Annotated in this window: 26 protein-coding genes and 1 pseudogene; all 27 read right to left on the bottom strand. The window is 41.7% G+C overall.

Features of this window, described 5'->3' with window-relative positions; genetic code table 11:
* Positions 1-4: 4 nt before the first annotated feature.
* Positions 5-196 (bottom strand): annotated as a pseudogene (locus tag TETH514_RS13145) (hypothetical protein); the annotation flags it as partial.
* A complete protein-coding gene (locus tag TETH514_RS06385; RefSeq protein ID WP_009052880.1) occupies positions 193-576 on the bottom strand; it encodes a hypothetical protein in 384 nt (127 codons plus the stop codon). The gene TETH514_RS06385 and the pseudogene TETH514_RS13145, both read right to left, overlap by 4 nt.
* 12 nt (positions 577-588) lie before the next feature.
* Positions 589-1,191 (bottom strand): major tail protein, encoded by a 603-nt coding sequence (locus TETH514_RS06380; protein ID WP_009052881.1) that lies wholly within the window; start codon positions 1,189-1,191, stop codon positions 589-591.
* A gap of 3 nt (positions 1,192-1,194) precedes the next feature.
* Positions 1,195-1,548: a hypothetical protein gene (locus TETH514_RS06375; protein ID WP_009052882.1), complete on the bottom strand. Its 354-nt coding sequence runs from the start codon at positions 1,546-1,548 to the stop codon at positions 1,195-1,197.
* Positions 1,545-1,976 carry an HK97-gp10 family putative phage morphogenesis protein gene (locus TETH514_RS06370; protein WP_009052883.1) on the bottom strand — a complete coding sequence of 144 codons (432 nt, stop codon included), beginning with the start codon at positions 1,974-1,976 and terminating at the stop codon, positions 1,545-1,547. The genes TETH514_RS06375 and TETH514_RS06370 overlap by 4 nt, the downstream gene beginning before the upstream one ends.
* Positions 1,969-2,304: a head-tail adaptor protein gene (locus tag TETH514_RS06365; RefSeq protein WP_012268680.1), complete on the bottom strand. Its 336-nt coding sequence runs from the start codon at positions 2,302-2,304 to the stop codon at positions 1,969-1,971. Before TETH514_RS06365 ends, TETH514_RS06370 begins: the two co-directional genes overlap by 8 nt.
* A 3-nt stretch (positions 2,305-2,307) precedes the next feature.
* Positions 2,308-2,616, bottom strand: coding sequence for a head-tail connector protein (locus TETH514_RS06360; RefSeq protein ID WP_009052885.1), 309 nt, complete (start codon positions 2,614-2,616; stop codon positions 2,308-2,310).
* Between the two features lie 19 nt (positions 2,617-2,635).
* Complete coding sequence (locus TETH514_RS06355; protein ID WP_012268679.1) at positions 2,636-2,854, bottom strand: hypothetical protein; 219 nt, start codon at positions 2,852-2,854, stop codon at positions 2,636-2,638.
* 15 nt (positions 2,855-2,869) lie between these two features.
* Positions 2,870-4,069: a phage major capsid protein gene (locus tag TETH514_RS06350; protein ID WP_009052887.1), complete on the bottom strand. Its 1,200-nt coding sequence runs from the start codon at positions 4,067-4,069 to the stop codon at positions 2,870-2,872.
* A gap of 11 nt (positions 4,070-4,080) precedes the next feature.
* Entirely contained in the window at positions 4,081-4,761 is a 681-nt protein-coding gene (locus tag TETH514_RS06345; protein WP_009052888.1) for a head maturation protease, ClpP-related, read from the bottom strand.
* Positions 4,758-6,014, bottom strand: coding sequence for a phage portal protein (locus TETH514_RS06340; RefSeq protein WP_009052889.1), 1,257 nt, complete (start codon positions 6,012-6,014; stop codon positions 4,758-4,760). The genes TETH514_RS06345 and TETH514_RS06340 overlap by 4 nt, the downstream gene beginning before the upstream one ends.
* Before the next feature lie 18 nt (positions 6,015-6,032).
* Entirely contained in the window at positions 6,033-7,631 is a 1,599-nt protein-coding gene (locus tag TETH514_RS06335) for a terminase large subunit (protein ID WP_049886822.1), read from the bottom strand.
* Positions 7,632-7,704: 73 nt separating this feature from the next.
* A complete protein-coding gene (locus TETH514_RS06330) occupies positions 7,705-7,890 on the bottom strand; it encodes a DUF5049 domain-containing protein (protein ID WP_009052891.1) in 186 nt (61 codons plus the stop codon).
* Positions 7,875-8,336, bottom strand: a complete 462-nt coding sequence (locus TETH514_RS06325; RefSeq protein ID WP_009052892.1) for a gamma-glutamylcyclotransferase family protein — start codon at positions 8,334-8,336, stop codon at positions 7,875-7,877. Before TETH514_RS06325 ends, TETH514_RS06330 begins: the two co-directional genes overlap by 16 nt.
* A gap of 37 nt (positions 8,337-8,373) precedes the next feature.
* Positions 8,374-9,273 carry an amidoligase family protein gene (locus tag TETH514_RS06320; protein WP_009052893.1) on the bottom strand — a complete coding sequence of 300 codons (900 nt, stop codon included), beginning with the start codon at positions 9,271-9,273 and terminating at the stop codon, positions 8,374-8,376.
* A 135-nt stretch (positions 9,274-9,408) separates the two neighbouring features.
* The gene (locus TETH514_RS06315; RefSeq protein ID WP_009052894.1) at positions 9,409-9,636 is read right to left on the bottom strand and encodes a DUF4314 domain-containing protein; all 228 of its coding nucleotides are present in this window, start codon (positions 9,634-9,636) and stop codon (positions 9,409-9,411) included.
* Entirely contained in the window at positions 9,636-10,325 is a 690-nt protein-coding gene (locus TETH514_RS06310; RefSeq protein ID WP_009052895.1) for a virulence protein, read from the bottom strand. The genes TETH514_RS06315 and TETH514_RS06310 overlap by 1 nt, the downstream gene beginning before the upstream one ends.
* 151 nt (positions 10,326-10,476) lie before the next feature.
* Positions 10,477-11,760: a group II intron reverse transcriptase/maturase gene (ltrA, locus tag TETH514_RS06305; RefSeq protein ID WP_009052896.1), complete on the bottom strand. Its 1,284-nt coding sequence runs from the start codon at positions 11,758-11,760 to the stop codon at positions 10,477-10,479.
* 591 nt (positions 11,761-12,351) lie between these two features.
* Positions 12,352-13,590 carry a site-specific DNA-methyltransferase gene (locus TETH514_RS06300; RefSeq protein ID WP_009052897.1) on the bottom strand — a complete coding sequence of 413 codons (1,239 nt, stop codon included), beginning with the start codon at positions 13,588-13,590 and terminating at the stop codon, positions 12,352-12,354.
* A complete protein-coding gene (gene metK / locus TETH514_RS06295; RefSeq protein ID WP_012268677.1) occupies positions 13,571-14,746 on the bottom strand; it encodes a methionine adenosyltransferase in 1,176 nt (391 codons plus the stop codon). The genes TETH514_RS06300 and metK overlap by 20 nt, the downstream gene beginning before the upstream one ends.
* 17 nt (positions 14,747-14,763) lie before the next feature.
* Entirely contained in the window at positions 14,764-15,315 is a 552-nt protein-coding gene (locus TETH514_RS06290) for a P27 family phage terminase small subunit (RefSeq protein WP_009052899.1), read from the bottom strand.
* Positions 15,316-15,426: 111 nt separating this feature from the next.
* A complete protein-coding gene (locus TETH514_RS06285) occupies positions 15,427-15,786 on the bottom strand; it encodes an HNH endonuclease (RefSeq protein WP_009052900.1) in 360 nt (119 codons plus the stop codon).
* Positions 15,787-15,905: 119 nt separating this feature from the next.
* A complete protein-coding gene (locus TETH514_RS06280) occupies positions 15,906-16,364 on the bottom strand; it encodes a hypothetical protein (protein ID WP_009052901.1) in 459 nt (152 codons plus the stop codon).
* A 4-nt stretch (positions 16,365-16,368) separates the two neighbouring features.
* On the bottom strand, positions 16,369-17,718 hold the full coding sequence (locus TETH514_RS06275; RefSeq protein ID WP_009052902.1) for a DEAD/DEAH box helicase: 1,350 nt from the start codon (positions 17,716-17,718) through the stop codon (positions 16,369-16,371).
* Positions 17,699-17,980 (bottom strand): VRR-NUC domain-containing protein, encoded by a 282-nt coding sequence (locus TETH514_RS06270; protein WP_009052903.1) that lies wholly within the window; start codon positions 17,978-17,980, stop codon positions 17,699-17,701. Before TETH514_RS06270 ends, TETH514_RS06275 begins: the two co-directional genes overlap by 20 nt.
* Before the next feature lie 257 nt (positions 17,981-18,237).
* Positions 18,238-20,583: a virulence-associated E family protein gene (locus tag TETH514_RS06265; RefSeq protein ID WP_012268676.1), complete on the bottom strand. Its 2,346-nt coding sequence runs from the start codon at positions 20,581-20,583 to the stop codon at positions 18,238-18,240.
* Entirely contained in the window at positions 20,580-20,999 is a 420-nt protein-coding gene (locus TETH514_RS06260) for a DUF4406 domain-containing protein (RefSeq protein WP_009052904.1), read from the bottom strand. Before TETH514_RS06260 ends, TETH514_RS06265 begins: the two co-directional genes overlap by 4 nt.
* Positions 21,000-21,002: the final 3 nt, after the last annotated feature.

Raw genomic sequence — 21,002 nt, 5'->3', positions numbered from 1 at the left:
AAAATCAAATCCCATAAGGAATAATGTCATCGATATAAAGTTCCCGCTTCGGTTTTGACATCCCAAGGAACTGCTTATGACACTCCCATAAATCCATAAGCAAGCCAATAGGTGTAAGCCATGTTTCCTCTTCAGTGCGATTTAAATGAACAGTTCCGTAATATAAAAGCCGGGTAAAGAGTTCATTCTCATTTACCCGGTTTGCACGTTTTTTGAGTCATCTTCAGACTCAATATTCCTTTTTGTTCCCTTGAACATAGCTTCTGTTAGAGCACTCTTATATGTCGCTAGTTCCAAAGGAGAAGTAAGAAGCTCAACTTCTTCTTGAGTAAGAAGCGGCTTTTTGTTATCTGGATTTCGCAGGTTATGAATGAGCAGGCTCTGATTGGCCATTAAAGTTATCAGCCAGACTATTTCATCCAGTGCCATTTCGAAGTTCTCAGACTTCATCAATTTTTCACCCAAATTTTCAAGGCCACCATATCTACCCGCAATTTCTTTCGTGGCTTTAGTAGTAAGAATAAGTTCATACTCCTGCCCGCCAATATTAATCATTGCACTTCGTTCTTTATCCATTTCAATTCCCCCTTACTCTCCAATTCCACTAGAAGCTGCGAATGTGGGCTCATACACTTCGTTGAACCAGCTATTAATAACCGTTGAAGTTACCCCTTCATCACCCTCGTTAACTTCCGCCTTCCATGGATGCTTACCTTGACCATCTAGCTTATTTCTTCGAAGCACTGTTCCTTCGATAGTTGGGGTTGAAAAAGTGATACTATCGCCTTTTGTCGCTAAGTTTGTTGCAGGAATTCCAAACTTCACACGATACAGCCAAAAGTATCGGTATTTACCGTTTGCTTTTTGTGCTCTGAAGCCAATCGCAACTGGAGCTCCACCATCCTCACTGGTTGAGATGAGCACATGATTGTCATCAATGGTAGCTCCTGTTAAATCTCCGGCAGCTGCTACACCTATATCATCAATACCGAGTGTAAGGGTACCGCTTTTAAATTCTTTTACAATCTCAGCAGCACCATCATCTGCATAAAGAGTTGCCTCAGCAAGCTCAACGGAAAGTTCTGCACTGATTGCTTTTGCCAGCGGTTTCGGTGTTTCATAGGTTTCATCACCGTTTATGTCTTCAGTGATTTTTGCATAATAAAGCCTATCAAGACCTATCGTAGCCATTTCTTATTCCTCCATTTCCAATTGAAATTCATATGATTTAGCCACATCTATGGCATAATGGTGATAATCGGTATCATCCTCATGTCCAATGTACCGACGGTCCGTTATAGTAAAATCCGCACCCAAAAGAGTGCGGACAATAGTGTTTTTTATAGTTGTATAATTTCCTTTTACAAATAAGGAAAGTCTAGCTTCCTGTACTTCATATCCTGGTGCATTATCAGCATGAACTTCGAATAAATCAATAAGTGGTGTAATTACAATATAAATATCAGGAGGAACACCAGAAAACCGTCCTGTCTCTACTGGAATATTGCACATATCTGCAATGAATTTGAGTTCATTTAATATACTCATAAGTTTTCTACCTCCTGCTCAAACCTTTTCTTCATAGCGTCAATACATGCTTTTCTTGACGCACTTCTTGCAGGCTTTAAAAATGGTTTTGGTGGCTGACCTGATTTTCCATATTCAATAATATTGGCTATCTTGGCATTACTTTCGCCATTTCTTCGTGGCTCCTTGAAACCCACCTTCACGTTAAAATTTCCATTCCTATCTACTTTTGCCGGAGACAGTCCCAGGGAATTGACAAGCTCACCAGTAGACCGACTTTTCTCTTTTGTTCCACTACCAACTACAGCTTTCAAATTTGACATTACCTTTTCTAAAACAATTTCTCCGCCTGACTCAAGTACTTTTGGAATAATTTCATCCGTCTTTTCTCCCAGTCTTGATAGTTTTAGAAGGAACTCCTCAGGCATTTTAACTTGTACTTTAGCCACTTGACCCCACCACCTTTTTTGCCAAAACTTCAATATACATGCCTCTGCCTTTTACATCTTCAACATTTGTAATCTCATAACGACCATCACTACACACAATCACCGTATTGGTAGACACCTCAACATCAGGTATCTTACGAAAGCAAAACAGAGCAGTCGCTTCAGAAAATACTGCTCGATTGGCCCATTTTTCATTACCATGACGTTCTTCTTTATAAGCACGAACAGAAGCAAGGATGATATCCTTAGATTTACCGAAACCTTCACTGTCTCTCGTTGTTTCAACGGATATGATATCAATAAAGGTGTTCATCTTACCAAAACTCATACTCTACACCTTCCAATCTCGGTCAAGTCTAAGCAGTAAATTTACAGTGTTCCAAACTTGTTGGCTTGCCTGGACGTTATCAGCAAAAAAGCCGCCAGTACTGCCATCTCGACTTTCATAGAAGTGAGATGATAACATGATGACGGCTTGCTCTGTAGTTGGTGGCATTTCATTTTCAGAATAATGTCCTTCTGGTAGATGCTGATAACTCTCGGCATAAGCGATAGCGGTGTTGATATACATTTGAAGAAGCTCATCATCGCGTTCATGCTCGAGAATTAAGTTAGCTTTTACTTTTTCAAATAGAGTCATAACCGTCACCATCCTTTTTTTAAGGCGTATCCGCAGTCATGATTCCTGCGGCTTTAAGCTTACTTAGTAAGGCATTAAAGTCTGTCACCAAAGCTTCTACAGTTTCCGCAGTACTTGCTGGTTGATTATCAAGAACAGGGAGCCCAGTTACTTTGGCTCCCTCTTCAATTACAAGCTCTCCACCTATAACTGTCTTTTCCCCTCCTTGTTCGGTGTAGTTCTTTGCGTTATAGCTCATCATTTACACCTCCCATTAAGCCTTCTGCTGAAGAACTTTGATGGCTTCAGGTAAGATAAGCTTTCCATCTACACGCTGGCTCGCAAGGAAACCAACCTGCCCTGTGGTTGCAAAAAGCTCGTTTAAACGTTTGAAAGAACGTCCCTGTCTATCGGCAATCCAATAATATCCGAAATCACCGAAGGCAATAGTTTTAGCTCCAGCTTCAATAGTAGGAGCATAAGCTGAAGTATAAACCGGACGATTTAATAAAGTATCTGGAGTACCTGCTGTTAAAGAAGGCTGCCACAGATATTGACCTTGACCGTCTTTCAGCTTACGGATTGCCTTTACTGTTGCATCATTCATCAGGAATACCGCGTTCTTTCTATATGGCGCTTTTAATGAGTAAACAAGATCGATAATCTCATCTGCAGTAATAGCAGTTGCAGACCCTGCTGTCACTCCAAGCTGTGCTCCGCCTGTTGCGTTGAAAATACCAGTAGGTTTTCCATCTCCGTCTCCAACTAAAAAAGCTTCTTCTTCCTTAGCACCGATTCTACGGGCAAATTCAGTGGAGATATAATTCTCCAGATCAAATACACTGTCATTGAGAAGTTCATCAGAAACTTTAATCATTGTACCCAGCTTGTAAGCACCAATAGATGTCTGACCGAATACAGAATCACTCTCATCAAACTCCTCACCTTCGTCAAGCCAAGCAGCTGTGCCTTTGGTCACCACAACCGGGATTTTACGATCACCACTTGAAGTTTGAATAATCTTTGCAAGTTTACGGAATACATTCTCTTCCTCAAGAGTTTGAACCAAGGTGCGCTCAAATTCATCAGGAACAAGGTATCCTCCCTCAGAATCAGTGCCTACAGATAAGGCGTTTAACACATCATGACGAGGGTTTTTGCTACGCATTACGTTCCAGAATGCTTTCCTATATTCATCACTGGCTCTTCCGGTCTTTGCATCCATCCCTGGAACAGCTGGCTTTCCAGTAAGAGGCATATTTACTGGCTTATTAAGCTCTGCTTCAAGAGCCTCTTGACGTTCCAATCTTGCTATTTCCTTACCGAGATTAATAATGTCTTCTTCCATTTTGTCATAGGTTGCTGCATCTTCTGCGGATACAAGCCCATCACTACCACGCTTTGAATCAAGAAATGCCTTTGCTGCTTCCCATGCTTTTGCGCGTTTTTCACGCAGTTCAAGAATTTTACTCATTTTTATTCCTCCTAATATTTCAATAAATTAAGCCGCTCATAAAGCGGCTCTACTGACTGTTTTACAACTGGTTTTTGAAGTTTATTCATTAGTGAATTGGTCACTGCTCTTCTGCTGAATACAAAGCTGTCTTGTAGTGAACTCTCTCCTGGTTTGAACATAATGTCATCTGCAAAACCAAGCTCAACTGCCTTATTGGCGTTTAGCCAAGTTTCAGCATCCATCAGGTGCGACAACCTTGTTCTAGATAAGCCGGTTTTAAGCTCATATGCATTGATGATGCTCTCTTTCACTTCATCAAGCATTTGGATTGCTTTTTGCATCTCCTCACTATCGCCAATAGCTATGGTAAAGGGATTATGGATCATCATCAGTGAGGTAGGAGACATTAAGACTTCCGTCCCTGCCATAGCGATGACAGAAGCAGCTGATGCAGCAATACCGTCAATCTTTACAGTGACGTTTCCTTTATAATCCATTAGCATGTTGTATATCTGAGATGCTGCAATACAATCACCACCAGGAGAGTTAATCCAAACTACTATGTCTCCTTCACCACTCATTAGCTCTTCTCTAAAAGCAGCTGGGGTAACATCATCCTCAAACCAACTCTCCTCGGCAATTGCACCGTTTAGATAGAGGGTTCGTGTCTGTGTATCTGTGTCGCGAACCCAATTCCAAAATTTCTTCATTCAGGTTTTCCCTCCAATCCTTCTTTATTTGCGAAAATACCCGCATCTTCAAGTTTGGTCATATTGCCATTGATTAGATATAAATCTCCTCCAAGCTCTGGTGGGATTCGATCAAGGTTCTCAAGCTCCCTAATATCATTGGCACTCATCCAGCCGTTCTGTCTCGCGGTTGCATACCCATTCATTCGAGAAACATAATCACCTCGAAGCAGTCCATCTACATTGAACTTGGCAAAATAAAGTTTCTTTTCATCTGGCCTTAAAAGTGCTCGGCTGATGGTCTGCTCCCAACGAATCACCCAAGGATCTAATGTGTATTTCACAAACTCCAGTGACTGTTGCTCAATATTAGAAAAGCTCGATTTTTCCAAGTCTCCTACCATATGTGGAGGTACGCGGAAAATTCGAGCGATTTCATTAATCTGAAATTTTCTTGTTTCTAAGAACTGAGCTTGTTCTGGTGAGATACCAATAGGCTGATACTTCATTCCTTCTTCAAGCACCGCTACACGATGAGAGTTACTGCTTCCCTGATAGGCTGCATTCCAACTATCCCGTACTTTTTGAGGGTCTTTAATGGTACCTGGATGCTCAAGTACCCCTCCTGGAGCAGCTCCGTTAGCAAAGAATTTAGCTCCATATTCCTCACAAGCAATTGCCATACCTATAGCATTCTTAGCCATTGCAATCGGCGAATAGCCCACTAGTCCATCAAAGCCTAAGCCAGGTATATGAAATACATCACTTGGTCTAAGTGTGACTGTCATACCTTTCATCGTAGGTGCTTCATCGGAATATCTGGTATAGGTATAATAAAGAGCACCACTGTAATCGCGGTCCACCGACATTCGATTTGGCATTAACGGATACAGTGCTATGACTTCACCTTTTCCATTTCGAATAATCTGTGCATAGGCATTGCCCCATAATAAAAGATGAGTCATTAACGTTTCTCGGAAAACGAAAGAACTCATCTCTGGATTCGGCTCATCATGTAATAAAAAATACAGTGGATGAGAAAGAGCCTTTTCCTTACTGCCGCTTGCAGTGTATTTATATAGGTGTAGGGGTAGCCCTGCCACAGCCTCTGCAAGTATTCTTACGCATGAATAGACCGCTGTCATTTGCATTGCTGTATGTTCGTTTACAGGCTTACCGCTGGTTGTTCCACCAAAAAAGAAGCTATAATTGCTTCCTGTGGTTCGATCCTTCGGTTTATCACGCGCTTTGAAAATATTAGAAAACAATCCCATCTGCATCACTCTCCTTTGCTACAAAATAAGAAGCCCTCGACCGTCATAAACGGAGTTACCTGTTCCACCTTTGCGAATTGCTCGGTCAAGAGCCATAATGGTAGCGACAGCTCCATCTATTCTTTCAGTTGATTTTTCTTTATCCGGTTTGATATTTCCAGCAGGATCAGTACGTATAAAGATGTTATCCATCATCCATCGGAGCACCGGATGACCACCATGCGCCAGTTTCTCTTCCAAGGTAAGCTTCATAAGCTCCTTCGTTGGCGGACTCATATCTTTAAAACCTTGACCGAAAGGAACTACTGTAAACCCAAGGTTCTCTAAGTTTTGTGTCATCTGTACAGCTCCCCACCGGTCAAAAGCAATTTCTCGAATGTTGTACTTTAAGCCCAGCTCTTCGATAAAGTTTTCGATGTAACCATAATGCACCACGTTTCCTTCAGTGGTGTGTAAGAACCCCTGCTTCTCCCATACGTCATAGGGCACATGATCACGCTTTACCCTTTGGTCCATGTTATCTTCTGGAATCCAGAAAAAAGGGAGGATGATATATTTATCTCCCTCATACTCAGGAGGGAATACAAGAACAAATGCTGTTATATCGGTTGTAGAGGATAAGTCCAAACCACCATAACACACACGTCCTGTAAGACTTTCTAGGTTTACAGTAAAAGCACATTTATCCCACTTTTCCATAGGCATCCAACGTACCGACTGTTTAACCCATTGATTTAGACGAAGTTGTCTAAATAAGTTTTCTTCTGCTGGATTTTGCTTTGCACTTTCACAAGCAATATAAATCTTTTCTATGTCAACGGTAATGCCCATTGAGGGGTTGGCTTTCGCCCACACCTTTGGATCAGTCCAGTCATCATTCTCATCAGCACCATAAATAACTGGATAAAATGTAGGGTCAACCTTTCGCCCTTCTAGGATGTCTTTAGCCTTTTGATGCACTTCGTAGCAAATAGAGTGTGTATCATTTCCGGCAGTCGTAATTAAGAAATACAGTGGCTGCTTTCTTGCATCACCAGAGCCATGAGTCATGACATCGAAAAGCTGTCTATTTGGCTGAGCATGAAGTTCGTCAAATACCACACCATGCACATTTAGTCCATGCTTGGTATACGCCTCTGCAGATAAAACTTGATAGAAACTACCTAGAGGTTTATAAACAAGTCGTTTTTGCGATAGTACCGGTTTAATTCTTGCTTTCAGAGCTGGGCATTGTTCTACCATATCAACTGCTACATCAAAAACAATGGAAGCTTGCTGTCTGTCAGATGCACATCCATATACTTCACCACCATGCTCAAAATCACCACAAGTAAGCAGTAAGGCAACCGCTGCTGCTAGCTCAGACTTTCCTTGTTTTTTAGCGATTTCGATATATGCAGTATTAAATTGACGGTAGCCATTAGGCTTTATAATGCCAAACACATCTCGGATAATTTGTTCCTGCCAGTCTATCAGTTCAAATGGCTTCCCATACCATTCTCCCTTGGTATGCTTTAAGCAATTAATAAAAGACACCGCAATGTCTGCAGCGTCCTTATCATATACCGAACCATCCGCCTTAAAGATGGTCGGCTTATATTTTTTTAGTTTACGTATAGCCGCCACCTCCCTATGGATACAAAAAAGGAACCCCCTAAGAGTTCCTTAATATTCTATAAAGTTGATTAGGTTATTTTGTTTTTTCTTCCCCTGTCAGAATAAAATGGACATACGCTTCTTTATTCTTTTCAAGGTAATCTACTAGCTCATTATAGCCTTCTTTTAAAGCAATGCTAGTCACAATCGGGATATCAAACATATTTGTTTCACCTGAATCTCGAATGGCAAGTATTTGTTTTTTTATGGTTTGGTACATTCATTATCCTCCTCAAAAGAATCCGCTACCGCTTTACGCAGAATCTCCACATCAAAACCTGCACTTTTATAGCCGTCTAGAATGGTGCTGTAATAATAACAGCTTGGCTGGCCTAATGGCCTTCCTTCATTCATGATGTAGACCATAGCCTGAACAGTTTTACCATTCAATCTCACTTTAATGGTTTCTTTACGATATAAAAATGGCCATCCTTCATAGCGGTCAAGAGCCGCTTCATCTGCCGGTGTGATATCCCAGACTAACACTGGAACACTTTCGCCTTTGAAAGGCTCTATGGTTGCCACTGCTCCCGCGTGTGATCCTCTAAAAAGCAGCCGATAACCTTTTATTATACTTGCCCCAACTACCTTGGCTGTGGGGCATCTGTTTGCCATTTGCTCCAGATTAAGATTAGAACCATAGGCAAGATATAGTTTGTTACTCATTGCTTTCCTCCTTCCTAGTTTAGGGCCTTAGGGCAGCTCAAGCCGCCCGAAACCGCCAAGCTGCATAACCTGAAAGCGCTGCTGTTAAATGCTCTCTGCAGTTTTTGAACTCTTCTCCTATAAAACCAATACGGTTTAGGTAGGTTCTCATGGCAAACTTTTCATTTTCTACTTGAGGCTTCTTCGCAGAGGCAAATTTTTGTGTTAAAGCTTGGTTGTTTAAAGCTAAGGCAAGAACAATATAGCTTCTTACCTTGCCTGCGTGCAGCTCGCTGTTAAAGCCTCTTAGCTCAACCGTATGATTCCCAGTAAAAAAGCTATGTAGATTAAGGAAATGGTATCTACTATTGTGATAATGTGTACCCCTGCTTTCGCTGTAGCCTTCATACCAAATGTCCTCAATCTGTCTCATGGTTGTTGGCTTTTTGTGGTTCATCTTCTCAACTAAAATGCTATCCATCTTCTTGCAGTAGCGCATTCGCTCTGGCGCAATCTGTAGTGCTTTATAAAAAAGATCGTTTTTACTTGCAATAATATTTACAAAGTTTCGGATGCTTCTTGGTGTATGATTGGAGCCATCTAAATGAATGTGAATTCCACAAGAAGTGTTTGTAAAGGCTCCAGCCTTTCGAAGCTTTCTTACTAGCTCCTGCAAAGTTTCAATGTCCTCCCGGTAGGTTAGGATTGGGCTAACCAGCTCAACGCTATAATCTCTACCTGCAGCTACTTTTCTTCTACCTTCTTTTCTTTGGCAGTTGATGCTCCCATCATACATAAATCTCCAAACTCTACCATCTGGAGTTTTTACCTTCTTAGTGTCGTAGTAAGTCCCGCCTTCACTATAAGTGCCTTGCAAAAACTCTGCAGCAACTCTGGCTGCCCTTTCCCTTGTAATCCCTGTAAATTCAATCTCGATTCCGAATTTTGCACTTAACATCGTATCTCGCTCCTTTTAAAGTGTGTTTGTCCTTTCGGCATGTACATATATCACTCTAAAAGGCTTATATAGCAAGACAATTCTGCAATATAAATCTACATATTTACTGCCATATTGGTCTTAAAATGTGTATGTTTACTCTTCGATTTTCCTGCATAAATCCTCTCCAAAGACCACTCCAAGGGAACTGCCTGAATCCCAACTGACGTGGATGGTTCCCATGTCATCAACACTAGTAACCGTACCTTTAGTTCCAGGCTGAAGCTTGGTATAAGGGTCATTCATTTTAAGTAGCATGACACGAGTTCCCGGAGTGTAATAACTCCTAAGTTGTTTTAGCATTTCTGGGTGAATGATATTCATTATTCACTCACCTCCTTATGCTTGGCAGTTCCGCTTTTGAAGGCAGAGCTACCCGACAGTTTGGAGAGGAGAATTTTTCGTTCGGTTTTGTATTCTGGACCGATAAAGCCAAGTCTTAGAAGGAAACAACGAAAGGCATACTTTTCATTATCCACTTCCTTAGCTGTGGCAGTGATTCTCTTCTGTTTTTTTGCCATATCACAAAGGGCTGTAATGAAATGCGTGTAGGCTTTAACTTTCTCAGCATCTTCATCAAAGGAAAACCAAGGAAAACGTAGAGTTTCCTCTGTTTGCTCAACAGGTAGTTCCTCTACTCCAAGGGCCTTTTTAATGAGAGCTCCCTTACTTTCCAGAATCTTTTCCAAGTTGCTTAAGGCAATGTCGGTGAAGTCTTTCTTAGGGATTTCAATTACTAACAAGTCTTTGTCGTCTGTGTGCCCCTGTAGCAAACCTTCTGGTTTCACATAGGTAAATCCTCGACTCTCAAGTTTATCGAGGAGTGTGGCCGCTTTTTCGCCAATAACTCCCTCGTCAAAAATAAGAGCACCTTCTTTATCAACTTTAAAACTGCCTATTTGATAAATAAATGTTGGTGCACCTTTGTATTCAGGCTTTTTTCTTAGTATTTCTCCAATCTCAGTAACTAGGGCCTTTCTCTCACCACCAGTGCGATTAAAATCAATTTTCATGCTACATACCAGTCGAGTAGACAGTCTCGACACTCCTTTCAAAATATTTTAGTATCGTGAAGGGATTGCCTACTGCCCCTCACGGAACCGTACGTGCGGTTTTCCCGCATACGGCTCTTCTGACACACATGTATTGTCATACTTTTGCTCATCATACCCAAATGTTGACTACGACCTTCGGCGGCTTGATATAGTAGTCCCACATTCTCTGATAGTCTTCCCATTTTATCGGGTGCTTCTGCCCTCTGGCTCGCAATATCTTTATGAATGTTTCTTTGACGTACATAAAGAAGTTTGCTACCATCTTTGAGTTCCCGTTTATGCCATAGTAGTTGACATGCCCTTGCAGTTTCTGATTCAGTTTCTTGAATGTTTCTGCTACCGGCGCATGTTGCTGCTCTTTGAGCCATGCCTTTACTACTTGCCTTTTTGCTTTGAGCTTCTTCTTGTTCGTCTGGATGTGTGCTCTGTATTTGCCGTTTCTGGTCGTACCGTTGCTGAATGTGAAGCCGAGAAAGTCGAATGTTTCGGTCTTGCCGTCTTTGCTGTTTTGTTTGGCGAATCTCCCAAATGGTAGTATCTTCGTCTTGTCCATCGCCAATTCCAGCCCGAATTTCGCCATCCTCTTTGGCAGCGCCTCGTACATCTTATCTGCGTCACTCTTGTATTGAAAGAGCATCACAAAGTCATCTGCATATCGCACTATGTATGCCTCACCCCTGAACTTCCCGTTTCTTTTGAGATAGGCAAACCATACGTCCAGCGTGTAGTGCAGGTATATGTTGGCTAGTATCGGCGATAGTGGCGAGCCTTGGGCTGTCCCTTTGTCGCTTTCGTGGTATTTGCCTTCTTCCATTATCCCTGATTTCAGAAATCGGACAATGTACCTGCTGAAGTTCTTATCGTCGATGTCGTGTGCGATGAACTCCATCAGCTGTTTCTGGTCTACGTTATCGAAGAATCCTTTGATGTCCGCTTCAAGCACATAGCTTATTTTGCATCTCCCTATTATGCGATTGAGTTCTTTTATTGCGTCGTGACAGCTCCTGCCTGGCCTGAACCCGTACGATGTGTCTAGAAATATGTTTTCGTACACTTCGTTTAGTATGTCTGCCATAACCGCTGCTACCAGTTTGTCTTCGTAACACGGTATCCCCAGCGGCCTCAGCTTTCCGTTGGCTTTTGGGATGTAGACTCGTCTTGCGGGCTGGGGTCGATAGCTGAACCGCTTCATTTTCGCTATGAGCGTTTCTACGTTCTCGTCCACGTTCACATCGTATTCTTCCCATGTTACTTTGTCCACTCCTGACGCTTTCTTTTTGGGCATCTCCTCGTGCTTGGCTTTGAGTGTTTCGGGGTTTACATAGCTTATCAGATTCTGCACTTTTCCGTATTTAGCTATGATTTCGCTTATCTCTGCTCTCTTTGTTCCCATAACCTTTCTGTGCCTCCTGTGCAATAGTTATGTTTCTGCTCTCGCAGAAATGTGTGTCAGCTGACCCCTTGGCTCCACACACTTTCATGCGCTTCCTCGCTACTATGAGTCAGTCCGACTTCTCGCAGGTCGTTTGTTTGGCTCCGTTTACAAAACGCTTACCTCTCATACTCTTTCGAGAACCTCCGAGACCTCCCGGGTACGCTAAATATACCTTGCAAGCTCGCCACGCTCTCTGACCCCGGCCGAACCTCCGCATTCTTGCCTTTTCGTTTGCGGATTGCTGCCTGCTGCCGAAAGGACGGCATCGGCTTCGACTTCATAAACTAACGGGGCTGTATCGCTTCACGCTTTCGCATTGCGGCTCGCTTACTCCCATGCCTACGCTTAAACCTAACCTCGCGGCTTCGGCTCCAAGGCTTGGTACCGGCTGTTGGCCTCACTTTACCGGGCTCGGTGTTTCACCGGGCTATATATTTAGCGCCGAACCGGCGCACCCTTTCTTATTTGGTAGTACCATATATCACTCTAACGCTACACAATAGCAAGTTATTTCTGTGCAAAAATGCATTTAAAACTTGCTCTATCAATCTAATTCATCAGTGGATGTGGCTGCCACGTTAAATGGAATCTTCTCTTTTCACGAATAACATAGACATCTTTATCTGTTCCAACCTGCTCAATGTAACGCTTCACAATAACATCGCAGTACTTTTCATCCAGCTCGATGGTATAGCAAATTCTATCGGTCTGTTCACAGGCAATCAGCGTCGAGCCAGAACCTCCAAAAGGATCAAGTACGATACTATTAGTAAGGCTAGAATTCATAATGGGGTAGGCAATTAAAGCAATGGGCTTCATAGTCGGATGATCTGCATTCTTTTTCGGCTTATCAAATTCCCAAATGGTTGATTGCTTACGGTCTGAATACCAGAGATGCTTCCCCTTCTTTTTCCAACCGAATAGCACCGGTTCATGCTGCCACTGATAAGGGGATCTTCCAAGAACCAATGACTGTTTCTTCCAAATACAAGTACCGGAAAGATAAAAGCCTGCGTCAACAAAGGCTTTTCTAAAATTAAGTCCTTCTGTATCAGCATGGAAAACATATATACTTCCATCTGATGCCAATACCGATTCGATATTCTTAAAGGCATCTAATAAAAATTGATAAAATGCGTCATTGGCCATATTATCATTTTTGATTTTCCCAGCGGTTCCTTCATAGTTGACATTGTATGGGGGATCAGTTACCACCAGATTGGCGACCTTTCCTTCCATTAAAATGTTATATGTTTCTTTTTTTGTGCTGTCTCCACATACCAGTCTGTGCTTACCAAGTATCCATACATCTCCTAAACGCGAAACAGCGGGCTTACTCAGCTCGCTGTCCACATCGAAATCATCTTCTCTTATTTTGTCTTTCAACGTATCCTTGAAAAGATCATCCAGCTCTCCGGGGTCAAAACCTGTGAGAGATACATCAAAGTCTGCGGCGTTTAAGTCTGTGATGAGAAGTGCCAGTTTTTCCTTATCCCAATCTCCGTTTATTTTATTCAATGCAATATTGAGGGCTTTTTCCTTTTCCTCATCCATCTCAACAACTACGCAATCTACTTCCTCCATACCCATGTTCAGTAGGATTTTCAATCGCTGATGGCCACCAACTACTCTACCTGTGGTTCTATTCCAAATAACTGGTTCGACGTAGCCAAACTCCTCAAGGGAGCGTTTTAGCTTTTCATACTCTGGATCACCCGGCTTTAAGTCCTTTCTAGGATTATAATCAGCAGGGATCAGCAGTTTCGTCTTAATTTTCTCTATCTGCATATTTTCCCACCGCCTCTTTTAGTTCGCTATATTTATTAACATCCTCCCAAGGGAACAGGCAACTGTTAAAGTGACCATAGACTGCTGTATCGGAGTAATGAATGTTTCTAAGTCGCAGCTTTTCAATAATTGCTGCAGGCCTCAAATTAAAAACTTCTTGAGCAGCAATGGTTAGAACTTCATCAGAAACTGTTCCTGTTCCAAAAGTATTTATGGAAAAAGCCACAGGATTTGCCTTGCCAATAGCATAGGAAATAGCCACTTCACATTTCTCTGCCAAATCACACCACACGATATGTTTAGCAATATACCTAGCCATGTAAGCACCGCTTCGGTCTACTTTGGTTGGATCTTTCCCGCATAGTGCTCCGCCACCATGTGATGCAAGTCCGCCATAAGTGTCCACCATGATCTTTCTTCCAGTTAAACCTGTATCTGCAGCAGGTCCACCTAATACAAACTGGCCAGATGGATTGATAAGAATTTCTGTTTCATCATCAAAAGGAAAATCCTCAAAACACTGCCATAACACATTATTTAAAATATCGGATTTTAGCTCTTCCTGAGTTTTATTCTTTTCATGCTGAACTGACACTACAATGGTTTTAACTCTCACTGGAACATCATCATCATACTCAATCGTTACCTGTGCTTTTCCATCGGGAAGGATACCTTTAATCAGCTTACCTTTTCTTGCCTCATCTAGTCTCTTTACAATTCGATGAGATAAGACAAGGGGAAGAGGAAGCATTTCTCTAGTTTCTTTAGTGGCATAGCCATACATAGTCCCTTGATCACCAGCACCGATAGAACCATATTGTTCGTTTATACCATTTCGTGCTTCTAGTGCAGTATTCACCCCAGATGCAATATCAGAACTCTGATTGTGTACATATACATAAATTAAAAATTTCAAAGGGTTATAACCTAGTTCTTTAAGCACATTCTTAACAATATTTCTGATATCAATTTTCTCGCTGCAGGAGATCTCGCCCGCCACGATAATTTTTCCTTTAGTAGCCATAACCTCACAAGCTACGCGTGATGCTTTATCTTTTCTAAGACATGCATCCAAAATACTGTCAGCAATAATATCGCACAGTTTATCAGGATGCCCTGCACATACACTTTCTGCTGTTAAATATCTCTTACTCATTTCACATCTCCTTATCATTATTTGCCTCTACGGGCAGTCAACAGTCGTTCCATCACATCATCCTGTGGATTTGTACCGGAATACTCTGTCGCACAGTTTTCACGAACAATCTGATATATTTCCATCCAGAGTCTGTTGGTTTGACTCATAAAATTATGGCTCATGGAAACGTATGGACTTTGGATAGCGTTGCCAGTAGTTGGATGCTTAGCAAGAAAACCAAACTCACTTATTGCTTCCTCACACTGTATCCACCTAGCAGCACTCATGGCATATCTTTCTAATAGCTGTGGTAGAACTAGATGTGCACACCCTCGCTCCTCAAGCCATTTCCACGTAAGCTCATAAATTTCGCTAGCTACTAAGGTTTTACCATCCTTTTGTACTGCTGAAAGCATAGCCCTTGGCTGTGGCATCTCCTGCCCTTGAAGTTCTGCGGTATTTTTAAATTCAATAACTTCCAGTTTTCTTTTTCCGGGATTTCCCTCAGCAATTTTATCTATAAGTGCTTTCTTTTTCTGACCAGATCCAATACGGGCACCACCTCGATTTGTACCATCTTTGGCCATTAACTCACCTCATTTCTTATTAGGGGGTATTACCCCGTTTGAAACTGCGACTTTTTGCACGAAGCCCCACGCCCGTTGCACATTTAAATAGCTGTGGAGATATGACTCCCCCTACCGGGTTCCCCAACGGTCTCCATCTCTTGCTGTGATAGCTGAGTGACAAGGAGTACAAAGAGCCATTAGGTTGCTTTCATCGTGTGTCCCACCTCGTGCCAAGGGAAGGATATGGTGCACTTCAGTTGCTGGTGTCAGCTTTCCTTGTCTTTTACACTCTTCACATAGTGGATGGGCTGTAATGTAACGGTCACGTATTCTTTTCCATGCACGACCGTAACGCTTCCTCGTTTCAGGATCTCTCTGATATTTTTCATAACGAGAAGCTTCCTTTTTGGCATGCTCCGGACAAAAACGTCCATCTGTCAGTTCCGGACAACCAGGAGAAGAACATGGTCGTTTTGGTTTCTTTGGCATTTCGTACCTCCTTTGGACATGCAAAAAGCCCCCGCGGTATTTCCACGAAGGCTCTCTACAATTTTTCACAATACCATTGTATTATGGATTTCTAATAAAATCGTCCATGATATTACTCATTACTTTCCATAGAGTAGTAGCGCAAGATGCTGAAGCGCTCGATTCTTTTTGTTGTATGCAGAAGAACGTTCAATATTAAAGTGATCACAAATGTTATACACTGCATCAATCTGCTTTTGTTCATCATCCAAATAAAACTCCTTTAACACATACTGCTCATCTTCTGTTAAAGCATCCCATGCCGGTTGAAACCAGTCCATGTATTCCAGTGCTTGACGATAACGTTCTTTCAATACATCAATTTCATTGATGCAGGCAATGAGCCTTTTCTCTCCAGCTTTTGGATCATGGGTCGATGGCATGCCATTGATAACTGGGGAAGCTGGGGAACTCATTTCTTCGTTGAGGGTTGCAATGTCCTCATCGGTATGTTCTATGATGTACTTCATACTGCTGTAATCTTTTAGGGCGTTAATTGCCGCTGCTCTTTTATCTAAATATTGCCAGACAATGTTCATTTTATCAGACCTCCTTTAGTGTGGCTTTAACCGCATCTATCAGTGCGGATTGAGTATTGTTTTTATCATTTAGGGCTTTCATTACACGTTCATCAATGGTGCCTTTGGAAATCAAGTGATGAATCACTACCGTTTCTTTTTGTCCTTGCCGCCAAAGACGGGCGTTGGTTTGCTGATAAAGCTCTAGGCTCCAAGTTAGACCAAACCATACAAGAGTTGAACCTCCAGCTTGCAAGTTCAGTCCATGTCCTGCTGATGCTGGATGGATGACTGCAATGGGGATTTCTCCATCATTCCACCTCTTAATAGAATCGCTAGTGGATAACACCTCAACCTCAAAACGCTTTTGTATTCGTGACAAATCATGCTTAAACCAATAAGCAATTAGAACTGGCTTGCCATTAGCAGCTTCGATTAAGTCTTCCAGTGCATCCAGCTTACGGTCATGTATATAAAGGACTGTGCCATGATCATCATAAACTGCTCCATTTGCCATCTGCAGGAGCTTTCCTGAAAGAGCTGCTGCATTTGCTGCAGTTACTTCTTCACCTTTAACATTTGTAATTAAATCCCGCTTCATCGTATCGAGGGTTTTCATTTCTTTTTCAGAAAGCTTTACAGGCACTTCGTTTATAACTAAGTCCGGCAACTTCAGGTAATCTGTCCCTTTCATGCTAATAGTTATATCAGATATAAGCTTATAAATTTCTTCTTCTGCTCCTGGTTTTGGTTTGTAGGAGAAGATCACTTGCTGATTACGCTTATCTGGTACAAAGTAATCCTCCCGATACCTACCAATAAACCTACCTAATCGTTGTCCCATATCTAATAAGCGATACTGTGCCCACAAATCCATTAATCCGTTGGAGGATGGGGTTCCAGTAAGTCCTACTATCCTTTTTACCTTGGGTCTAACTCTCATTAAGCTTTTAAATCTCTTAGCTTGATGAGATTTAAAAGAAGACAACTCATCAATTACCACCATATCAAAGTCAAAAGGAATTCCACTTCTTGTAATGAGCCATTCTACATTTTCTCGATTGATAATGTAAACTTGTGCTCTTTCCATAAAGGCAGTTTTTCTCTTTACTTCAGAGCCAACTGCTAAAGTATATTTAAGACCCTTTAAGTGATCCCACTTTTCAATCTCTGCAGGCCATGTATCTCTGGCAACTCTTAGCGGTGCAATAACCAGAACCTTACGAACAAGAAAACTGTCCAGTGTTAAATCAAAGATGGCAGTTAAAGTTATGACACTTTTACCTAAACCCATATCTAAGAGCACTGCTGCTATAGGATGATTGAGGATATACTCAGTGGCATAAACCTGATACTCATGAGGCTTGTATTTCATGAAGTATCCCTCCAATCTGATCTATATGGTCCAGGCAGAATACCAAAAAACCAAGTGCCTCTAACTGTCTTTTTCGCTTTTCTTGTAGGGGTCTTAAGGTTTTACCAGGTGCTTTAACCTCTACAAAAGCTAGCTTTCTATTAGGTAAAAGAATCAATCTGTCTGGCATTCCATCAAAACCTGGTGATGCAATTTTAAGTGCAATACCACCTATATCTTTCACTTCTTTTACCAGTTGCTGTTCAATCTTTTTTTCTCTCATATATCCTCCATGTTCCCTAAATCCAAAAAGTCTCTATACGCGCGTATATACGCGTCTGCAGGTAATTTCTTCTTTTTGTCTTTAGGATTATTTTTAATAATAATTATTGGAACAATGGAACAGGGGTTATAAAGTTGCCTACCTTACTAGGGGCTGCCGCCTGTTCCGATGAGATGTACCAAAAGACCGTTTTTGTTCCACCGGAACAGCTGAAATCTGTTCCATAGAAAAAATTGTTCCATGTGTTCCAAACTGAATTACTCTTTTGGAACATAAACCCACTGTGGTCCATAAAGCGGGATACGTTCTTTTTTAACGAGACCTGTCCATCCTCCAATACTCGCCATAATAGCTGATATTTCATTACCATCTACTCTTCGAAGGTTGGCTCGATCCTTTCCAAAGCATTCACACCAAATTTCCATATTAGAAACAGATTTTCGTTTCCAAACACCAACCCTTTGGCTTTCACCAAACTCAGTCCCGTTGATATAGGCTCGACGTTCATATAGATCCATGGTGTCCCAATCCTCAGGTAAAAGCATATCAAGGTACTCTCTAACCAAACCTTCTCGCTCATCGGACTCCATAGCTTCTCGCTGTTCTTCTTTTGCAAGCTTTTCAAGGCTAGCATCAAGGTACAATTTCTCTCCAGCCTTTACATAGGTAAGAGCCTCGGCCCATATCTGCAGAATTTCATCCTGCTTTAGCTGCCAAGATTTTTTTGTGCCATTTCCCGGGGTCTTTACCGGCCAAAAACGACGGTTTCCTGTGGTATCCCGTAAATAGCCTTTTTCAGCATTAGTGGTGCCAAAAAAGACACATTGTCTTAAGTGAGGAGTAGCTCTCTTGCCAAAGCTAGCTCGATAAATATCATTCTGGCGAGATAAGAAGCTTCTAAGTGTTTCTACTTCTGCTTTTTTTAGTCCAGCCAGCTCTCCAATTTCTAAAATCCAGTAACCTTGTAACTTTTCTGCGGCGGTCTTATCCTTGGTATCTGACAAGCTCAAACTATCAGAAAACCAGTCTCCACCTAACTTGGCTATAAGAGTACTTTTTCCAACTCCCTGCGGGCCATTTAAAACCAACATGGAATCAAACTTGATGCCTGGAGTCAGTACACGAGAAATCGCTGCACATAAAGTTTTTCTTGTCACAGCTCGAACATATGGATTATCTGATGCACCTAGATAATCGATTAGCAAGGTATCTACTCTAGCTACCTTATCCCACTCAGGAAGAGCCTCAATAAATTCCCGAATCGGATGATAAGATCTATCGTCAGCGACCTTCGCTACCGCTACATCATAGTTTCTTGCAGAAAAGGTTCCGTAGTGGGTGTCAATGTAGCTGATTAGCTGTGCATCATCTGCATCTCTCCAGAACTTCGATGGATGCGGCCAAGGAACATCACCTTTAATTTCGAGACTATCAGATAGCTGATTAAACACTATGCTTTTTAGGTTGGGATCATTTTCAAGTATCAAAATCAAATTTCTAAGAGTATTTTTAACCGTTCCTGTCTTATCAATCTCCAGCTGCTTTTCCCAATCTTCATCAATAAACTCTTTTTCAACCTGAGCCTTTCGTTCTTCAGCAAACTGCTCTTTTACCCGTTCATCCTCTAATGCCAAATCTGTCATGGCTCTAAATGAAGGTAGTTTACTTGGCGGTGTATTTTCTGTCACCTTTTCATCTAGTTCCCGAAACTTATGCACTCGGACCAAATCAAATGCGTTTAGCAACATTCCACATGCTGGATCGGTAGCATGATGGCTATAAGCAAATTTACCATCATAGATTACCAAGCCTGCTGAAGAATCTGCTGGAATATAATCAAATCGTCCATTCATGGTACTAGGTTCATATACATCAGGTAGAAATTCTTCGATGGCTTCTTCAATGTTATAGGCTCTGCAAAATGCTCCTATAACCCCTTCTTTAATTAATGGATCTGCTTGTTTAGTTATTTTCCTTTGTACAACCTCAGATTGTCGACTTGAGACTGGCCACATTGAAGTGTCCCGCCAGTCTACATATTTTGATAGATAGATATCTGGGTCCAATAGTTCACCGTCTTTCTCTTTAAATACAAACTCTCCATCTGACGGTGTAGAAGGCCAATACATTAGTCTTGAAGGTTCATAAGTGGTGTCATCGAATAAATCAATCCCAATCTCCTTTGCAACCATCCGACCAAGGGCTGGGTATTCATCCTCTGTTACTTCTCTTTTAAGTGGAATAATAAGTCTTAATCTTGGTGCATCTGGTGTATGTTTATGGGTAGAATAGATGCAGCATTTGAAATCATGTAACGCTTCAATTTGCTCCCAAACCTCTGGTTTGGCATAATCCATATCTAAAGTCAGAAGGGAACGGGAGAGGACATAACCATTTCTGCGTTTTCCTTCACGAAGGGCTCCTCCCACAAATCCTCCTACATCTTTTATTGAGTCCTGTTGAGCGCGACTCATTTTCCGAAATTCAGATACCGTTTCTGTTGTTCGTATGGTAGATTTAACTCGTGAGATAAAGTCCTCCCATGTGATATCATTGTTCTTCCACTTTTTATCCATTCGGCTGTTACCAACCGCTATCTTCATAGCTTCTGCACCTCCTCGCAGTTTTCAGAAAAATACCGGATAGGTATACGATGCTTCGATGCTTTATTTATCTCTGCTTGCATCCCTTTTGAGATATAGCGACCAAATACCCACAGCTCATCACACTTTCTAAGCCATACCATGCCAAAGTATAGTCCTAGTTTTCTTTGTTCAGGATCGCCATCATCTAGCACTTGAGGGTATAGCAGATGAGGAGCAAAAGGAATGGTTCCTTGCTTCACTGCAAACTTCAGGTATTCTCTAGCTTTATTCAGATTTTTTTCTATGTCTCCAGCAAAAGGAGAACAAATAAAAACGCAAGGTTTATAGTTTTTTGCTTTTTCTTCACGCATGATATTTTCCAAGGCTTCTGCTGCAGTTGGATCTGGATAGCCTTCAGCGTTATATCTATCCATAAG

Origin of the sequence: Thermoanaerobacter sp. X514 (assembly GCF_000019065.1) — a bacterium.
In the GTDB taxonomy this organism is placed as follows: Bacteria; Bacillota; Thermoanaerobacteria; order Thermoanaerobacterales; family Thermoanaerobacteraceae; genus Thermoanaerobacter; species Thermoanaerobacter pseudethanolicus.
The sequence above is the reverse complement of the archived record's forward strand: the minus strand, read 5'-3'. Positions and strand labels throughout refer to the sequence as shown.